Origin of the sequence: Arthrobacter rhizosphaerae (assembly GCF_023062595.1) — a bacterium.
In the GTDB taxonomy this organism is placed as follows: domain Bacteria; phylum Actinomycetota; class Actinomycetes; order Actinomycetales; family Micrococcaceae; genus Arthrobacter; species Arthrobacter rhizosphaerae.
In genome coordinates, this window is the sequence record NZ_JALLAN010000009.1 from 40013 (window position 1) to 56347 (window position 16335).

Annotated in this window: 14 protein-coding genes; 4 read left to right on the forward strand and 10 right to left on the reverse strand. The window is 61.1% G+C overall.

Annotated elements, in window-relative coordinates:
* Nucleotides 1–64: 64 nt before the first annotated feature.
* The 3 genes from MU551_RS13290 to coaE all read right to left on the reverse strand — a co-directional run bounded on the left by MU551_RS13290 (nt 65) and on the right by coaE (nt 4736).
* Nucleotides 65–1093, reverse strand: a complete 1029-nt coding sequence (locus tag MU551_RS13290) for a TerC family protein (protein WP_247045292.1) — start codon at nt 1091–1093, stop codon at nt 65–67.
* A gap of 252 nt (nt 1094–1345) precedes the next feature.
* Nucleotides 1346–3445: an excinuclease ABC subunit UvrB gene (uvrB, locus tag MU551_RS13295; protein WP_247045294.1), complete on the reverse strand. Its 2100-nt coding sequence runs from the start codon at nt 3443–3445 to the stop codon at nt 1346–1348.
* A 64-nt stretch (nt 3446–3509) separates the two neighbouring features.
* Nucleotides 3510–4736, reverse strand: coding sequence for a dephospho-CoA kinase (gene coaE / locus MU551_RS13300; RefSeq protein ID WP_247045296.1), 1227 nt, complete (start codon nt 4734–4736; stop codon nt 3510–3512).
* Nucleotides 4737–4758: 22 nt separating this feature from the next.
* On the opposite strand from coaE, the gene MU551_RS13305 reads away from it, so the two are divergent.
* Both MU551_RS13305 and MU551_RS13310 read left to right on the forward strand, forming a co-directional pair.
* Nucleotides 4759–5451 (forward strand): YigZ family protein, encoded by a 693-nt coding sequence (locus MU551_RS13305; RefSeq protein WP_247045298.1) that lies wholly within the window; start codon nt 4759–4761, stop codon nt 5449–5451.
* 86 nt (nt 5452–5537) lie between these two features.
* A complete protein-coding gene (locus tag MU551_RS13310; RefSeq protein WP_247045300.1) occupies nt 5538–6104 on the forward strand; it encodes a type 1 glutamine amidotransferase domain-containing protein in 567 nt (188 codons plus the stop codon).
* Nucleotides 6105–6207: 103 nt separating this feature from the next.
* Here the strand turns inward: MU551_RS13310 and rpsA are convergent, their stop codons facing one another.
* From rpsA to polA, 3 genes are all read right to left on the reverse strand, one after another.
* Nucleotides 6208–7689, reverse strand: coding sequence for a 30S ribosomal protein S1 (gene rpsA, locus MU551_RS13315; RefSeq protein ID WP_247045302.1), 1482 nt, complete (start codon nt 7687–7689; stop codon nt 6208–6210).
* Nucleotides 7690–7969: 280 nt separating this feature from the next.
* Nucleotides 7970–9259 (reverse strand): GNAT family N-acetyltransferase, encoded by a 1290-nt coding sequence (locus tag MU551_RS13320; RefSeq protein WP_247045305.1) that lies wholly within the window; start codon nt 9257–9259, stop codon nt 7970–7972.
* Nucleotides 9260–9343: 84 nt separating this feature from the next.
* On the reverse strand, nt 9344–12037 hold the full coding sequence (polA, locus tag MU551_RS13325; RefSeq protein WP_372489858.1) for a DNA polymerase I: 2694 nt from the start codon (nt 12035–12037) through the stop codon (nt 9344–9346).
* Between the two features lie 193 nt (nt 12038–12230).
* On the opposite strand from polA, the gene MU551_RS13330 reads away from it, so the two are divergent.
* Nucleotides 12231–12695 carry a hotdog fold thioesterase gene (locus tag MU551_RS13330; RefSeq protein ID WP_247045307.1) on the forward strand — a complete coding sequence of 155 codons (465 nt, stop codon included), beginning with the start codon at nt 12231–12233 and terminating at the stop codon, nt 12693–12695.
* On the opposite strand, the gene MU551_RS13335 is transcribed toward MU551_RS13330, so the two are convergent.
* The 3 genes from MU551_RS13335 to MU551_RS13345 form a co-directional block, all read right to left on the reverse strand.
* Nucleotides 12696–13238 carry a dihydrofolate reductase family protein gene (locus MU551_RS13335; RefSeq protein ID WP_247045309.1) on the reverse strand — a complete coding sequence of 181 codons (543 nt, stop codon included), beginning with the start codon at nt 13236–13238 and terminating at the stop codon, nt 12696–12698.
* A gap of 79 nt (nt 13239–13317) precedes the next feature.
* A complete protein-coding gene (locus MU551_RS13340; RefSeq protein ID WP_247045310.1) occupies nt 13318–13539 on the reverse strand; it encodes a hypothetical protein in 222 nt (73 codons plus the stop codon).
* On the reverse strand, nt 13536–14747 hold the full coding sequence (locus MU551_RS13345) for an inorganic phosphate transporter (RefSeq protein ID WP_308198306.1): 1212 nt from the start codon (nt 14745–14747) through the stop codon (nt 13536–13538). Before MU551_RS13345 ends, MU551_RS13340 begins: the two co-directional genes overlap by 4 nt.
* 242 nt (nt 14748–14989) lie before the next feature.
* Here MU551_RS13345 and MU551_RS13350 point away from each other — a divergent pair, with 242 nt between their 5' ends.
* Nucleotides 14990–15445 carry a CHRD domain-containing protein gene (locus MU551_RS13350; protein ID WP_247045312.1) on the forward strand — a complete coding sequence of 152 codons (456 nt, stop codon included), beginning with the start codon at nt 14990–14992 and terminating at the stop codon, nt 15443–15445.
* 15 nt (nt 15446–15460) lie between these two features.
* On the opposite strand, the gene MU551_RS13355 is transcribed toward MU551_RS13350, so the two are convergent.
* The gene (locus MU551_RS13355; protein ID WP_247045315.1) at nt 15461–16330 is read right to left on the reverse strand and encodes a universal stress protein; all 870 of its coding nucleotides are present in this window, start codon (nt 16328–16330) and stop codon (nt 15461–15463) included.
* Nucleotides 16331–16335: the final 5 nt, after the last annotated feature.

The window sequence follows — 16335 nt, forward strand, 5'->3', positions numbered from 1 at the left end:
AACAACCCCGGCCACGAGAGTGGCCGGGGTTGGCGTTGAGTTTCAGTGCTGTGGCGCGTGGCCCCTAGTCGACGTCGCTCAGGCTTTTCCGGGAGTCTTCCTCGAGGCGGGCATCCAGCTTTGCCTTGGTTGCCTTGGAGCTGACCAGGCTGGCGATGACCGCAACCACGATGGTGCCCACGATCACTGCGAGGGAGACGTACGTGGGGATCTCGGGTGCCCATTCGATGTGGTGGCCGCCGTTGATGAACGGAAGTTCGTTGACGTGCATAGCGTGGAGAATAAGCTTGACGCCAATGAATGCCAGGATTACCGAGAGCGCGTGCTTGAGGTAGATGAGCCTGTTCATCAGCCCGCCGAGCAGGAAGTAGAGCTGCCGGAGTCCCATCAGGGCGAAGATGTTGGCCGTGAAGACGATAAACGCGCTCTGGGTCAGGCCGAAGATAGCGGGGATGGAGTCTACTGCGAACAGCAGGTCCGTCATGCCGATGGTCACGAACACGATGAGCATCGGCGTGAAGACCTTCTTGCCGTCAACTACGGTACGGAGCTTGCCGCCGTCGAACTTCTCGGACATGGGGAGCACCTTGCGGATCCGGGCGATGAGCGGGTTCTCCGTCTCTTCCTCATCTTCACCGTTGTCCGTGGCCTGCTTCCAGGCGGTCCACAGCAGGAATGCGCCGAAGATGTAGAACACCCAGCTGAACTGTTCGATCACGATGGCGCCGAGGAGGATGAAGATGCCTCGCAGGATAAGGGCGATGATGATGCCCACCATGAGGACTTCCTGCTGGTACTTCCGAGGTACAGAGAAGCGGGCCATGATGATGATGAAGACGAAGAGGTTATCGATACTGAGGCTGTATTCCGTTACCCAACCTGCCACGAACTGGCCGCCGAATTCCGGGCCCGCAAACGCGAACATGCATCCGGCGAAAACGAGGGCCAACGCGACGTAGAAGGTGACCCAGAGGCCGGCTTCCTTCATCGAGGGTTCATGCGGCCGCTTGACCACCAGCAGCAGGTCGAAAAGCAGGATGACACCGAGGACGATGAAGGAACCGATCTCAAACCAGACGGGAAGTGTGGGCACGGGTGCTACCTTTCGCAGGGTACAAAAAAACGGTGTAAGTCTCTCCGGCTGACCGCGCACTTGGTGCTGAATGGCCGCCCGCTACACCCGGCAAGGCGTCTGTGCCTTGCGTGTTGACGTTCGTAGCGCTTGGGATACTCCCCTACGTCAGAACAACTTTACCCTACCGCTCCGCGTGCCCGTCACCCGGACGTGATCTTTGGGCAACGTACGTGACCTAAACGTTACCTGGGCGGGTGTTGAGGAGCGTCGCTAGGCGTGTCCGGCGGCCTGCATCTGGCGCAGTTCCTTCTTCAGGTCCCCTACTTCGTCGCGGATGCGTGCTGCCAGTTCGAACTGCAATTCAGCCGCCGCCGCATGCATCTGCTCAGTCAGCTGCTCGATCAAACCGACAAGATCCTCAGCCGGAGCAGCAGCCAATCCGTCCGTCCTGACAACGGCAGGACCTTTGCCGGAAGGCTTTCCACGCTTGGCCCCCTTCGCCAGGCGGTTGTTGTTCAACAGTTCCTGGGTGTCGGCGTCTTCCTTGGCAAGCTGGTCGGTAATGTCCGCGATCTTCTTGCGCAGAGGCTGAGGATCGATGCCTTGTTCTGTGTTGTAGGCCACCTGGATTTCCCGGCGCCGGTTCGTTTCGTCGATTGCCTTCGCCATGGAATCGGTGATGCGATCCGCGTACATGTGGACCTGACCGGAAACGTTACGGGCCGCGCGGCCAATCGTCTGGATGAGCGAGGTGGCGGAGCGAAGGAAGCCTTCCTTGTCCGCGTCCAGGATGCTCACCAAGGACACCTCGGGCAGGTCCAGGCCTTCGCGCAGGAGATTGATGCCCACCAGGACGTCGAAACTGCCCATCCGCAACTCCCGCAAGAGCTCGACACGCCGGAGGGTGTCGACGTCCGAGTGAAGGTACTGGACCTTGACGCCATGACCCAGCAGGTAGTCGGTGAGGTCCTCGGCCATCCGTTTGGTCAAGGTGGTGACCAGCACCCTTTCGTTCTTCTCCACCCGGGTATTGATTTCGCCGAGGAGATCGTCGATCTGGCCCTTGGTCGGCTTGACGATAACTTCCGGATCGATCAGGCCGGTGGGGCGGATGATCTGCTGCACGTAGCCGTCGGCCTTCCCGAGTTCGTACTTACCGGGAGTGGCGGACAGGTAGACCGTCTGGCCGACACGTTCGAGGAATTCGTCCCATTTCAGGGGTCGGTTGTCCATAGCCGACGGCAACCTGAATCCGAAGTCCACCAGGTTCCTCTTGCGCGACATATCGCCCTCGTACATCGCGCCGATCTGGGGCACCGTGACGTGGGATTCATCGATAACCAGCAGGAAGTCATCGGGGAAGTAGTCAAGCAGGCAATGGGGAGCGGTCCCGCGGGCGCGGCCGTCAATGTGAGCGGAGTAGTTCTCGATGCCGTTGCAGAAGCCCATCTGCTGCATCATTTCAAGATCATAAGTGGTGCGCATGCGAAGCCGTTGAGCCTCCACCAGCTTGTTCTGGCTCTCCAGTAACTGCAGCCGTTCCGCGAGTTCGTCTTCGATCCGCTTGATTGCCCGGGCCATTCGCTCAGGGCCCGCAACATAGTGCGAGGCAGGGAAGACATACATTTCCTCTTCGTCCCGGATCACCTCTCCGGTCAGCGGATGCAGGGTGTGAACGGCCTCGATCTCATCGCCAAAAAATTCTATCCGGATGGCCAGTTCCTCGTACATCGGAATGATCTCCACGGTATCGCCCCGGACCCGGAACGTGCCGCGGTGGAAGTCCATGTCGTTGCGCGCGTACTGCATGGAAACGAACTTCCGGAGGAGGTCGTCGCGGTTCATTTCGGCACCTCTGCGGAGCGTCACCATCCCGGCGATGTATTCCTCAGGGGTGCCCAGGCCGTAGATGCAGGAAACCGTGGCCACAACGATCACGTCCCGACGGGTCAGCAGGGCGTTGGTGGCGGAGTGCCGGAGCCGTTCAACTTCCTCGTTGATCGAAGAGTCCTTCTCGATGAAGGTGTCCGTCTGCGCCACATAGGCCTCGGGCTGGTAGTAGTCGTAGTAGGAGACGAAATACTCCACCGCATTGTTCGGCAGCAGTTCGCGGAATTCGTTGGCGAGCTGGGCCGCGAGCGTCTTGTTCTGCACCATCACCAGGGTGGGCCGCTGTACCTGTTCGATCAGCCACGCCGTGGTGGCGCTCTTGCCGGTACCCGTCGCGCCGAGCAGCACAACGTCCTTCTCGCCGTTCCTGATGCGCTCCGTCAGTTCAGCAATCGCTGCCGGCTGATCACCGGCTGGCTTGAATTCACTGATGACCTCGAAAGGGGCCACGACACGGTTGATTTCCTGCGCAAGACTCATGAATCTAATCTACCGCCGGCCACGGACATGGGAAGTACGCCCTAGGACAGCCGCTGTCCGCAATCTAGGTGTTCACGCTTGAAGCGTACGACGGCGGCCTCCAGCCGGTGCGTTTAACCCACCGCTCCATCCCGGGGTCTGCGACCTCCGTGAACCAGGCTTCCTTGTCCACCGCATAGCCAACCGTGGACGTGTCGTTCGCATGGAGGGCTGCTACCCTCCGCTTCTCGGCGCGGTAGGCCTCCAGTGCTGCCGCGTCAGCTGTGAGCCAGTCTCGGAAGCACAGTGCGTACCGCCATCCTGGCGAGCCGACGGCACGAATGTGCAGGTTAACATCCCGTCCCGGATCAGCGTTGCCGTGGAGTCTTTTCCGCCACTCGGACGGATGCGGGGAGGAAGGCCGGGGATGGTCCGCAAGGACATCGGGAAAAGGCGGAAAACCAGCGGCCGCAAGCACTGGAGAAATTCGGTCGGCAGTCTCCAGGTCTTCCACCGCGAGTTGAAGATCGATGACGTCCTTCGCTTCCAGGCCAGGGATGGCAGTGGAACCGATGTGGTCCAGGGCTACAACATCATCGGGTGCCGCTGCCTTGATGCGGTCCATCAGCAGGGTAGCCTGCCTGCTCCAGTCCGGGTGGGGCGCCACGAGGACTGGTCCGCCCCTGCGCGGAGCCCTAAGTCCTTGCACCAGGTTCTTTGCGAAGGGAACAAGCCTTTCCCCCCACAAGCGGTCCACCTGCTGCAGGAGCGCCTCAGGGGGGCCGGAGTTGTCCAATACGACGTCTGCTGCGGCCAGCCGGACTCCCCTGGATGCCTGGGCCGCCATCCGGGCCACTGCTTCCCGCTCGGTCATCTGGCGGTACTCCATCATGCGGCTGACGCGCACATCATCCGGAGCATCGACAACTATCACCAGATGGAAACCCGGCCCCTGGCCACTCTCGACGAGGAGGGGGATGTCCTGAACCACAACCGCCCCGTGGGGCGCTGCGGTTGCCATCGCGGCGGCCTCTTCCCGGACAAGGGGATGAACGATGCCGTTCAACACTGCCAACTTTTGCGGATCGCCGAAGACGACGGCGGCCAGCCGTGCCCTGTCAAGCCGGCCCTCCTCCCCCAGCATGCCGGGGCCGAACGCCTCCACCACCCGGGCCAGGCCCTGGGTTCCGGGTTCAACCACTTCACGGGCCAGCGCATCGGCGTCAATGACAACCGCTCCGAGTTCCCGCAATCGTGTTGCCACCAGTGACTTCCCGGAGGCGATTCCGCCCGTCAATCCAATCTTCAGCACTCCACCAGACTAAACTGATGCAGTGCTGAACGACGCTGATCCAGTGGAAAGCAGGGCAACGGCCTACGCAACACTGCCGCAAGGACGTGATTTCCGCTCGGAACTCGAAATCCGCCACTCACGGTTCATCACTGTTCTTCGGCGCACGGACAGTGAGGACGCTGCCCGCACCCTTGTTGCAGAACTCCGAAAAGAGTTTCACGATGCCCGGCACCACTGCTCGGCCTTCGTGCTGGGTGCCGATCGCACCATCCAGCGATCCAATGACGACGGCGAGCCCTCCGGATCCGCCGGCATCCCTATGCTGGAGGCATTGCTGAAACGGGAGACCGCACCAGGCGGTACAGACCTCAGCGACGTAACCGCCGTCGTCGTCCGGTATTTCGGGGGCATCCTCCTGGGGACGGGCGGATTGGTCCGCGCCTATTCTGACTCGGTCTCATCAGCCTTGGACAACGCTCCGCTGGTGCAGCGCCAAAGGCTGAGGCTCTGCAGCGTTACCGTTGCTCATGCCCAAGCCGGCCGATTGGAAAATGAACTCCGCACCGCCGGCTATCTCCTCGCACCGACCCGCTATGAGGCCTCCGCGGCTGTTCTGACGCTGGCGTTGAAGGATGATCCCCGAACGGTTTCCGAAGCAGCAGACCGCCTGGCTACACTCACCTCCGGCGCAGCCACACTCGTTCGCTCCGGCACGGAGTGGGTCGATGGATGACTACAAATCATCAGCTTGCTTGTTATTTTCGCCCTGAATAATGTTGGTCGAGTAAGGCATTACCCTCACCCATCTGGAGGAGAAACATGTCAACGCACAACATTTCCGGAAAGAAAGTGGCGTTCCTGCTGACGGACGGTGTGGAGCAGATCGAACTCACCAGTCCCTGGAACGCGGTCAAGGAAGCCGGTGGCATTCCCACCCTCGTTGCTCCCAAAAGCGGCTCCGTGCAGGGGTTCCAGGGGACGGAGAAAGGTGACACGTTCGACGTCGACACCACTGTGGCGGAGGCGGAGGCGTCGGATTTTGATGCCCTTGTCCTTCCTGGCGGCGTGATCAACGCCGATCACCTCCGAATGGACAAGGATGCGCAGGCTTTTGCCCGGAACTTTTTCGAACAGCACAAGCCAGCGGCAGCGATCTGCCATGGGCCGTGGCTGCTGATCGACGCCGGAGTGGTCCGCGGGCGTAACCTCACCTCGTACCGCAGCCTGCAAACGGACCTGTTGAACGCAGGCGCGGAGTGGATGGATGAAGAAGTGGTGGTCGACAACGGCCTCGTGACGAGCAGGACTCCTGATGACCTGCCGGCCTTCAACCACAAGCTCCTGGAGGAGATTGCCGAAGGAAAGCATTCGGGCCAGACCGTCTGATCCGAAACTCCAAGGGTTTAACGAAAGGTGGCCGCCCCCAATGGGGACGGCCACCTTTCGTTACTGGATCAGCTCACTATCGTGTGCCGGCCAGCGGGACAGACTAGTTGCCCGTGAGCTTCTCGCGCAGTGCTGCGAGAGCCTCATCCGAAGCAAGGGTGCCGGCGTTGTTGTTGTTCTCGGCGGCAGCCGGCTCGGAGGAGTAGCTCGTGGTGCCTGAGTCACTTTCACCGGACGTTGCGGCAGCAGCGTCGTCGGCAGCGTGCTGGGCAACCTGCTTCTTGTGTGCTTCCCAGCGGGTCTGGGCATCAGCGTACTGCTGCTCCCAGGCTGCGCGCTGGTTCTCGTAGCCTTCAAGCCACTCGTTGGACTCCGGGTCGAAGCCCTCCGGGTACTTGTAGTTGCCCTCTTCGTCGTACTCAGCGGCCATGCCGTAGAGAGCCGGATCGAATTCGGTGCTCTCGGCGTCCACGCCCTCGTTAGCCTGCTTGAGGGAGAGGGAGATGCGGCGGCGCTCGAGGTCGATGTCGATGACCTTGACGAACAGCTCGTCGCCAACGGAGACAACCTGCTCAGCCAGTTCAACGTGGCGGACTGCAAGCTCGGAGATGTGAACCAGACCCTCGATGCCGTCTTCGACGCGAACGAACGCACCGAACGGAACCAGCTTGGTGACCTTACCCGGCACAACCTGCCCAAGGGCGTGGGTGCGGGCGAAGGTCTGCCACGGGTCTTCCTGCGTAGCCTTGAGCGACAGGGAAACACGCTCGCGGTCCAGGTCGACCTCGAGAACCTCGACGGTGACTTCCTGGCCAACTTCGACAACCTCGGACGGGTGGTCGATGTGCTTCCAGGACAGCTCGGAAACGTGAACGAGGCCGTCTACGCCGCCAAGATCCACGAATGCACCGAAGTTGACGATGGAGGAAACGACGCCGGGACGGACCTGGCCCTTTTCCAGCTTGTTGAGGAACGTGGAGCGGACCTCGGACTGGGTCTGCTCGAGCCATGCACGGCGGGAAAGCACAACGTTGTTGCGGTTCTTGTCCAGCTCGATGATCTTGGCTTCGATCTGCTGACCGATGTACGGAGCAAGGTCGCGCACACGGCGCATCTCGACGAGGGACGCCGGCAGGAAGCCGCGCAGACCGATGTCGAGGATAAGACCACCCTTGACAACCTCGATGACGGTACCGGTGACGACACCGTCTTCTTCCTTGACCTTCTCGATGTCGCCCCAGGCGCGCTCGTACTGAGCACGCTTCTTGGAGAGAATCAGGCGGCCTTCTTTGTCTTCCTTGGTGAGCACCAGGGCTTCGACCTGATCGCCGACGGAGACGACGTCTCCGGGATCAACATCGTGCTTGATGGAAAGCTCGCGGGAGGGGATGACACCTTCGGTCTTGTAACCGATGTCGAGCAGAACTTCGTCGCGGTCGACCTTGACGACGGTACCTTCGACGAGGTCTCCGTCGTTGAAGTACTTGATGGTGGCGTCGACTGCTGCGAGGAAGTCCTCAGCGGTACCGATGTCGTTAATTGCGACTACGGGGGTACCGGGCTTCTCGGTGGAGGTGATGGTCATGTAGTAGGGGCTCCGTTGTGGATAGTTAGTCGGTCAGGCAAACCGCCAGGCACGCGTTATGGAACGCATAGCTGGAAGACGGCAGAACACGCGGAACTGCCGGGTCATCCTGATTTTGTGGATTCTAGATACGTGCACGTAGTACACGCCCGTTTATTCTAGTCGTACCCGCCAAGCAGGGTCAAAGCGTGCAGCACGGATCAGGCCCGGACTCCCCGCTCGGCGGCACCCGCGGCGATCCAACGGAATCGCTCCCAGGGGCGTACGGCAGGTACCGGCTTTAGAAGTGCGTCATGCAGTGCGTCGAGCGCTCGACAGCAAACATTTGCCGGGCCTTTAGTGCCGCCCCGGGGATTTTCTCCGTGATTCTTCCGGCGGCAGTCAGCGTTACCGGGCAAACGGCCCCCAGATAGATGGAACCAAGTTCGGCAACATCCAGGGTGAGCTCCGGTGACTGGTCCTCCCCGGCGTTAGTGAGGCTGGCTTCTCCATCCCGAACCTCCAGACGGTAGGTGCCGGAGGCGAAACCCAAGGTGTCAGAGACTTCGAAAACGAGCGTGCCGTCAGCCGAGTAGCGGCGGGCCGTCAGCGCACCCGCGACGTCGAGGATGCGAAGCCAGAGCATGTCCCTGTGGTCCGAAGACTCAATGCAGCGCGGATCCTCAAGTGCCCAGCCCAGGGGATCATCCACCGGGGCTTCCTCCCAGCTGATGCGCTCGACCAGATCGATGGCGCCCAGGAATTTCCACAGATCCAGGTAGGCGGCATCGGAACCCGCTACCAGATCGACAATGTTCACGGTGTAGGGCTTTGCCTCCCAGCCCGCAAACTTGTACGAGACGTAGCCGTCAACCTCGCCGTCGGAGTTGTAATGGAGAGCGCACCTGATGCCCTGGTCTTCCGAACCGTCCTGACCGAAGGCGCCCGAGACCCTCTGGCGGTAAGACTCTTGACGCATTATCGATCCCGGCGTGGCTTGATGAGATTGGGCGAACACCCTGGGTGCAACCTCCAGCAGCACCTTTCGGTCCGCGATCTCCACTGTTCCTGCAGGCTCGTGGCGCAATTGGAACCGGGGGCCGGTGTCCACTTTGATGCTGCGCTCGAATGTGGCCACCCCGTATCCAAAGCGCCGGTAGATGGACCCTTCGGAGGCCGTCAGCGCGGCCATGACCTGCCCCTGTGTCTTGGCTGAAGCCAGGTCCTCCGTCATCATCTGGCGCAAGAGCCCTCGGCGGCGGTGGGTTCCCCGGACGGTGACCGCGGTAACCAGTCGTGTGTCCAGTTGCCTTCCATAGCCGGTGTTCAGCGTCTTGAGGAGGCTCCCGAATGTTGCCACCGGGATATCAGCTGCCAGGGAATGGGGCAGAACGGAACCGGTCTGGTAAACACCCGTCAACTCGCGGTCGTCGGACCGGTACATGGAAAAGATCTTGTCCACGAACTCCGCGCTGCGGCGGTTGTCGTAAAAACCATCCTCGACTGCCCGCATCCAGTCCGTGCTTCTTGAATAGTCGGGCGAGTCCTTTTCGGCAACCCGGAAACGCCTTACTTCATACTTCTCTCCCACGTGATTCTCCCCAAGTTAGGTCTACTGGCCGGCGCACGATCGACGCGCGCCGGCCATCTCAAATGCCTGCTGCTGGTTGTTGTCTCAGTGCCCGGCTTCGTACCAGCTCGAGCCCACGCCGATCTGCACGTCCAAGGGAACGGTCAGCTGGGCTGCTGCACCCATTTGCTCTGTCACAAGCTTCTCCACCGCAGCCCGTTCGCCATTTGCTACCTCCAGGACGAGCTCATCATGGACCTGCAACAGCATTCGTGACTTGAGCCCCTGCGCCTCGAGTTCGGAATGCACGCCAAGCATGGCCCGCTTGATGATGTCCGCTGCCGATCCCTGGATAGGCGAGTTCAGTGCGATGCGCTCCGCATTCTCGCGAAGCTGGCGGTCCGTGCTGGTCAGGTCCGGCAGGTAGCGGCGCCGTCCTTCGATGGTTGCTGTATAGCCGTCGACCCTTGCCTGGTCCACGACGCCCCGAAGATAGTCGCGCACGGCGCCGAACCGGTCGAAGTAATCCTTCATCAGCGTCCGTGCCTCATCGACGGAAATCTCCAGCTGTTTGGAGAGCCCGAAGGACGTCAACCCGTAGGCCAGGCCGTAAGACATGGCCTTGACCTTTGAACGCATGGCACTGGTGACTTCTTCGGTAGGGACATGGAAGATGTTGGAGCCAACAAACCGGTGCAGGTCTTCACCTTCCTTATAGGCCTGAATGAGGCCAGCATCGCCCGAGAGGTGCGCCATGATTCGCATCTCGATCTGCGAATAATCGGCGGAGAGCAGGCAATCATAGCCGTCGCTGACCACGAAGATGCCACGGACCCGCCGGCCTTCCTCGCTGCGGATGGGGATGTTCTGCAGGTTGGGGTTGTTTGACGAGATCCGGCCCGTAGCTGCAACGTTTTGCGCGTAGGTGGTATGGATCCTGCCGTCGTCCGTGACGGACTTCTTGAGTGATTCCAGCATCTGGCGTAGCTTCGAGGACTCGCGGTGGGCCATGAGCTGAACCAGGAACTCGTGCCCCGTCTTCTCCAGCAGGTTCTTCAGCGAGGCCGCGTCCGTGGTGTAACCGGACTTGATCTTCTTGGTCTTCGGCAGCTGGAGTTCCTCGAACAGGACAGTCTGGAGCTGCTTCGGCGACCCGAGATTCACCTCGTGCCCGATCGCTGCGAACGCCAGCTCCTGGGCGTTGTCAATCACTTTGGAGAGATCGGCCAGCTGCTCCTCGAGGCGCGGCATATCGATGGCAATGCCAGCCAGCTCCATGTCGGCGAGGACCCGGCTGACGGGCAGCTCCAGGGTGGTCAGCAGGTCCTCGGCCTTACGCTCTTTCAGTTCTGATTCGAAATGACGGCTCAGAGCCTGGACCACCGCGGCCGCTTGGACGAGGGCACCCGACGCGGCGGCGTCGTCGCCGTCGAAGGACAGCTCAAGCTGGCCCGCCTTGGCGGTCTCGGGCGAGATGCTGATGTTGAGGTGATGCTGGGCCAGTTCGGAGAGCTCATAGGTGCGGCGGTCCGGCTGGATGAGATAGCCGGAAATCGACGTGTCATCCACCACCCCTTCCAAGCCCAGGCCACGGCTGGACAGGGCCTTTAACGCAGCCTTGTAGCCGTGCATGACCTTCGGGGCTTGCGCGTCCCGGAGCCATTCCGCGAGGACGTTTTCGGCTTCAGCGTCCTGGGACGCGAGGTCGATGTAGACGGCGGCGTCATCACGGACGATGGCCAGGGCTGCTGCGTCCTCGCCGATCCTGCCGGGCACCAGGTCGACGGCGACGGCGGACCGCGTGCCTGCCCCGGACGCCAGGAAGGCGCTCAGCTCCGTCGCACCGGCCGGGGTGGTGAAGTCAGGCGTGTCGATGCTCTCGCGCTCAGCGGATTCCAGTTCTTCGCTGCTGTAAAGCGCAAAAAGCCGGGTGCGGATGGTCTTGAATTCAAGGTCGTCGAACAGTTGCTCCAGAGCGGCCTCGTCCGGGCGCGGTTCCGCAAGATCGTCCAGCGTCAGCGGGAGATCAAGGTCTGTATGGAGCCTGTTCAGCCGCCGGTTCCGTTTGACGGCCTCCACGTTTTCCCGGAGCGCGTCCCCAACCTTGCCGCCGATGGCGTCCGCGTTTTCCAGGACCCCTTCGAGCCCGCCGTAGAGGTTGATCCATTTGGCTGCCGTCTTGGGGCCCACTCCTGGAATGCCTGGAAGGTTGTCCGCGGACTCCCCAACCAAGGCGGCCAGGTCCGAGTACTGCGGGGGCGTCACAAAGTACTTCTCCTGAATGGCAGCGGTGTCGAGCCGCGGAATATCGCTAACGCCCTTCCTGGGGTAGAGCACAAAAACGTTGTCGGTGATGAGTTGGAATGCGTCACGGTCGCCCGTCACCAGGAGCACCTCGTAACCGGCCTTTTCACCCATTGCAGCGAGTGTTGCCAAAATATCGTCAGCTTCATAGCCCGGCATTTTGATGGTCTTGATGCCCCATGCCTGCATGACCTTGTCGATGAGGTCGATCTGGCCGCTCATCTCCATGGGAGTTTCATTGCGGCCGCCCTTGTACTCGCTGTACTCGGCCTTACGGTGGGTGGTCTCATCCGATACGTCAAAGGCTACGGCCACGTGGGTGGGCTTCTGTTCCTTGATCAGGTTGATGAGCATTGACGTGAATCCATGGATGGCGTTGGTGTGCTGCCCATTTGCCGTAGAGAACTTGTCCGCCGGCAAGGCGAAGAAAGCCCGGAAGGCCATCGAGTGCCCGTCCAGGACCAGCAGTCGCGGTTGGTCGGTGATAGGAATCACTGGCGCTTCCGTGGCCGAAACCGAACGGTCACCGGGGGGCGGGACCTTCACGTCCTGCAAGGCAGCGTCAGTGGGCAGGGCTGCGTCTGCACCAGCGTTGGTCTTCACGGCGGCGTCGTCCTGAAGGTCAGCGGTTTCGAACGGGAAGGGGGCCGGTTTGGTAGTTTCACTCACAGGTGCCAGCCTAGTTGGCATGATGGACAATTTCACGCCCCACCGGTTTGCGGACGAACTGACCTCAGCCGGAATCCCCGAGGAACTGCATGATTGGCTCGGCGGCTACGGAATCGGTGCCTTGGTGGTCAAGATGGGCATCCGCTTCGTCGAGATGAGTCCGGAACGCACCGTGGCCACGATGCCAGTGGAGGGCAACACCCAGGTGGCCGGCATCCTGCACGGAGGGGCGCACGTTGTCCTCGCCGAGACCCTGGGATCCTTTGCAGCAGGAATGCATGCGGGTCCCGGCAGGCAGGCGCTGGGAATTGAGGTCGGCGCTACCCATCACCGGTCCATCTCCGCTGGCACCGTGACTGGAACGTGTACCGCCATCCACTTGGGCCGCACGCTCACCACCCACGAGATCGTGATGACAGACGAGCAGGGCCGGAGACTGTCAACCGCCCGCATCACCAACCTCATTCGGGATATTGACGGCTGATCAGTGACTGAACCGGTACCGCAATTCCATTACCCCACGCCCCAGGGCGGCTGAAGAGACCAGCTCCAGGGGTGGCGTCGGCTTCCGCAGCGGCAGGACCGGCTTGCCATCCCCAAGAATCAGGGGGATGACCGAAACAATCAGTTCATCCAGCAGCCCGGCATCGGCGAATTGCGCTGCGAGGTTACCGCCACCCACCACCCACACGTTCTTGCCTTCGGCATCTGCCTTCAGGTCAGCGACGAAAGTTCTGACGTCGCCGTGGGCAAAGGTAATATCAGCGTCTTTCGGAACCGTTCCCTCGTGATGGGTGAAAATCCAACAGGGCATGTTGGGGTAAGGCCATTTGCCGGGTTCGTGCGCCAGCAGCCAGCGGTAGGTTTCCCCTCCCATGACGATGCAGCCGACGCCCTCCATAAAGGAGTCGTAGCTTTCTTTCCCGCCTTCGAAACCGTCGAACTGCAGCAACCAGGCAAGGTCATCGTCGGGCGTGGCGATATAACCGTCAAGGGAGGCGCCAACGTAGTACTGGAGACTCGACATGGCCCCAGCCTAATCACTTCCGGTCAGGCTTCAAATACTGCGCATCAACCCTTTGACGCGGTACCCCTGCCGCCTGAATTTATTTGCTGAAATAGGGAATGATCAGGTAGAGCCCAAAGAGAACTGCGAGGCCGCAGAGTCCGAAACAGACGTAGGCAAGAGGCTGAACCCAGCGGGGGGCTTCGGGAGCAACATCTCCGGCAATGGCTGTCAGGCGAACACCCAGGGAATAGAGCCCTACAACTGTGATAGCGGCCACCAGGGTGGCTCCGCCCACCATCAAAAGTTCCAACCACTTCATTTCTGGCCGCCCCTCTTCTTGTTAGCGCGTGCTGCCGCTGCCGCCTTCTTCTTTTGGAACCGCACGGCGTGACCGGCTTCCTCAACCTCCACGGCGTTGTGATGGCCGACGTGGGATTTGCGCGATTCGAAGTACATCAGCAGCACTGAGGCAAATCCCGCCGCTCCGGCAATGACCACACCGACGACGCCGGTACCGACCAGCCAGGCCGTCAGGGCGCCCATGATGCCTGCCGCCGGGAGGGTAAACAGCCAACCGACGGCGATTTTTCCCGCAGTCGCCCATCTGACCGAGGTTCCCTTGCGGCCAAGCCCTGAGCCGATGACAGACCCCGAAGCCACCTGCGTGGTGGACAATGCGAATCCGAGGTGCGATGAAGCCAGAATGGCTGAGGCCGTGCTGGTTTCAGCGGCGAACCCCTGCGCAGGCTTAACATCGGTCAGCCCTGAACCCATGGTCCTGATGATCCGCCAACCGCCGGCGTAGGTGCCTATTGCAATGGCGAAGGCACAGGCAGCAATAACCCAGAACTGCGGCCCGGAACCCGTGGGCTGGGTTCCTGCAGCGATCAGCACCAAGGTGATTATGCCCATGGTCTTCTGGGCATCGTTGGTTCCGTGGGCGAGTGCCACCAGGCTGGACGTGAAAATCTGCCCTGTGCGGAAGCCCCCGCGCTTCTGCGTCAGCTTGTCCCCTGTTTCGGGATCATGCCTGGAGGTCAGCGCATAGGCCAGACGGGTACAGACATAAGCCACTGCTCCTGCGATAACCGGGGCAAAAATCGCCGGAAGGATCACTTTTTGCATCAGCGATTCAAAGTTGATCGAATGCAGCCCGATGCCGGCGATCGCGGCCCCGATCAGGCCGCCGAAGAGGGCATGTGAGGAACTGGACGGCAGGCCTTTGAGCCAGGTAATCATGTTCCAGAGAATGGCTCCCATGAGCCCGGCAAAGATGATCTCCGGAGTGATTTGAACGCCTTCGGAGCCTTCCCTGATAATTCCGCCGGAAACAGTCTTAGCCACCTCGGTGGAGAGGAACGCACCCACGAGGTTCAGAACCGCCGCCAACGCCACGGCCGTCTTGGGCTTGATGGCCCCGGTAGCAATCGGAGTGGCCATGGCATTCGCCGTGTCATGAAAGCCGTTGGTGAAGTCGAAAAAAAGTGCCAGCGCTATAACCAGCGCCACCATGAAGGTGATATCCACCTGTTGCCCAATCTGCAGAGTCGACGGTCAGCAGTTCCACTCCCCGTTGCCCGAAGCCGAACAGCACAGTTCACGGGAAGTTAACCGTGGGGTTGTGCGGTGTTCAGCAAAGCAGGCTTGAAACCCTATAGATCGTACGCGTCAACGGCATCAGGACAAAACATGGGCGGCGAAGCCATTGTGCGCCCATTCTCCGCGGGCGTACCGTGACGTTGCTGGGGCTTATCGAAGGAGAAACGAACATGTTAAACGCTCACCCGGCCAGATTCCGTGCCATGGCCGTTTTAGCTGCCGTGACTGCCCTTGCCACTGCCAATACCGGCCCTGCCACAGCGGCTCCCGGCGGTGGAGGAGCAGCCATACCGCTCAATGTGGGACAGGAAACCACCGGTTCCGATACCGGCGCCCATGGATTCTTCAGCTACGACATTGTCAATGGGGAATTTTGCTACACGCTGTCCGTCGAAGACCTGTCAGCACCGGTAGCGGCAGCCCATATCCATGTGGGGGCCCGTAAGGTTGCTGGCCCTATAGTCATTCCTCTTGAAATCGGGACGGGAACTACCTGGACGGAGACCGCTTGCGTCCCTGCGGACGCCACGGTGTTGGCGGCTCTTGAGGCAGACCCCCGGGCCTACTACGTCAATGTGCATACGCCAACGTTCCCCGGCGGAGAGATCAGGGGACAGCTGAAGTAGTAGCGGAACACCGCCCTAGTCGTCGTGGCCGACTTTGTGGAGCCTGGTCACGACGGTAGGGCAAGGAACCCGCACGAGGACGGCGTGAGCGGTTGATCCGAGGACGAGCCTGGCAAACGCTCCACGCCCCCGGCTTCCGATAACAAGGACCCGCGCCGTCGCTGCGTGTTTTACCAATGCCTGGGCAGGGTCCAGGTCCTTTACCAGCCGCTGATGCACCACGAGGTCCGGAAAGGAGATCCGCAGGCCGGCGACGGACTCCGCGAGTACGATTTTCTCCTCTTCCTCAATCACCTTGTCCAAACCACTGGACGGAGTCTCCCGCTCAATCCACCGGACAGGCCGGTTCACGGCAAGCACTGCCGTCAGCTCATCGCCCCCGCGGTCCGCCTCAGCGGCAGCAAAGGAGACAGCCTGCAGGGACTCCTCCGACCCGTCGACGCCCACAACCACGCCCGGCCTCCCCGGTACGAATTCCCGGGGAACCACCACTACCGGGCAGTCCGATGCCGATACGATCTGGAGCGCACGGTCAGTTGCCGGACCGCCGTCGGGCCACTGCCGTGTGTGGGAACCGATAACGATCATGGCTGCTCCAGGAGACATTTCTCTCAGCACCGCTCCGGGGCTGCCGTAATGCAGCTGGACCTGGACGTCGACGTCGGGTGCCTTAAGGGCAGCATCCGCCTCAACTGTCTTCAGCAGTTCCGCTCCTCTGTCCCTGATCAGATCGTGATACTGGAACTCAGGGGAAATCCACCGGTCGTCGGCAGCATGCACAGCTATCACCGAAAGGCGGAGGGTGGAGGCCCGCTCCAATGCCCATGCCATGGCCGCGTCGCTTGCCGCAGACCCGTTGATCCCAACGACTATTGGCTTCCTCATTATTT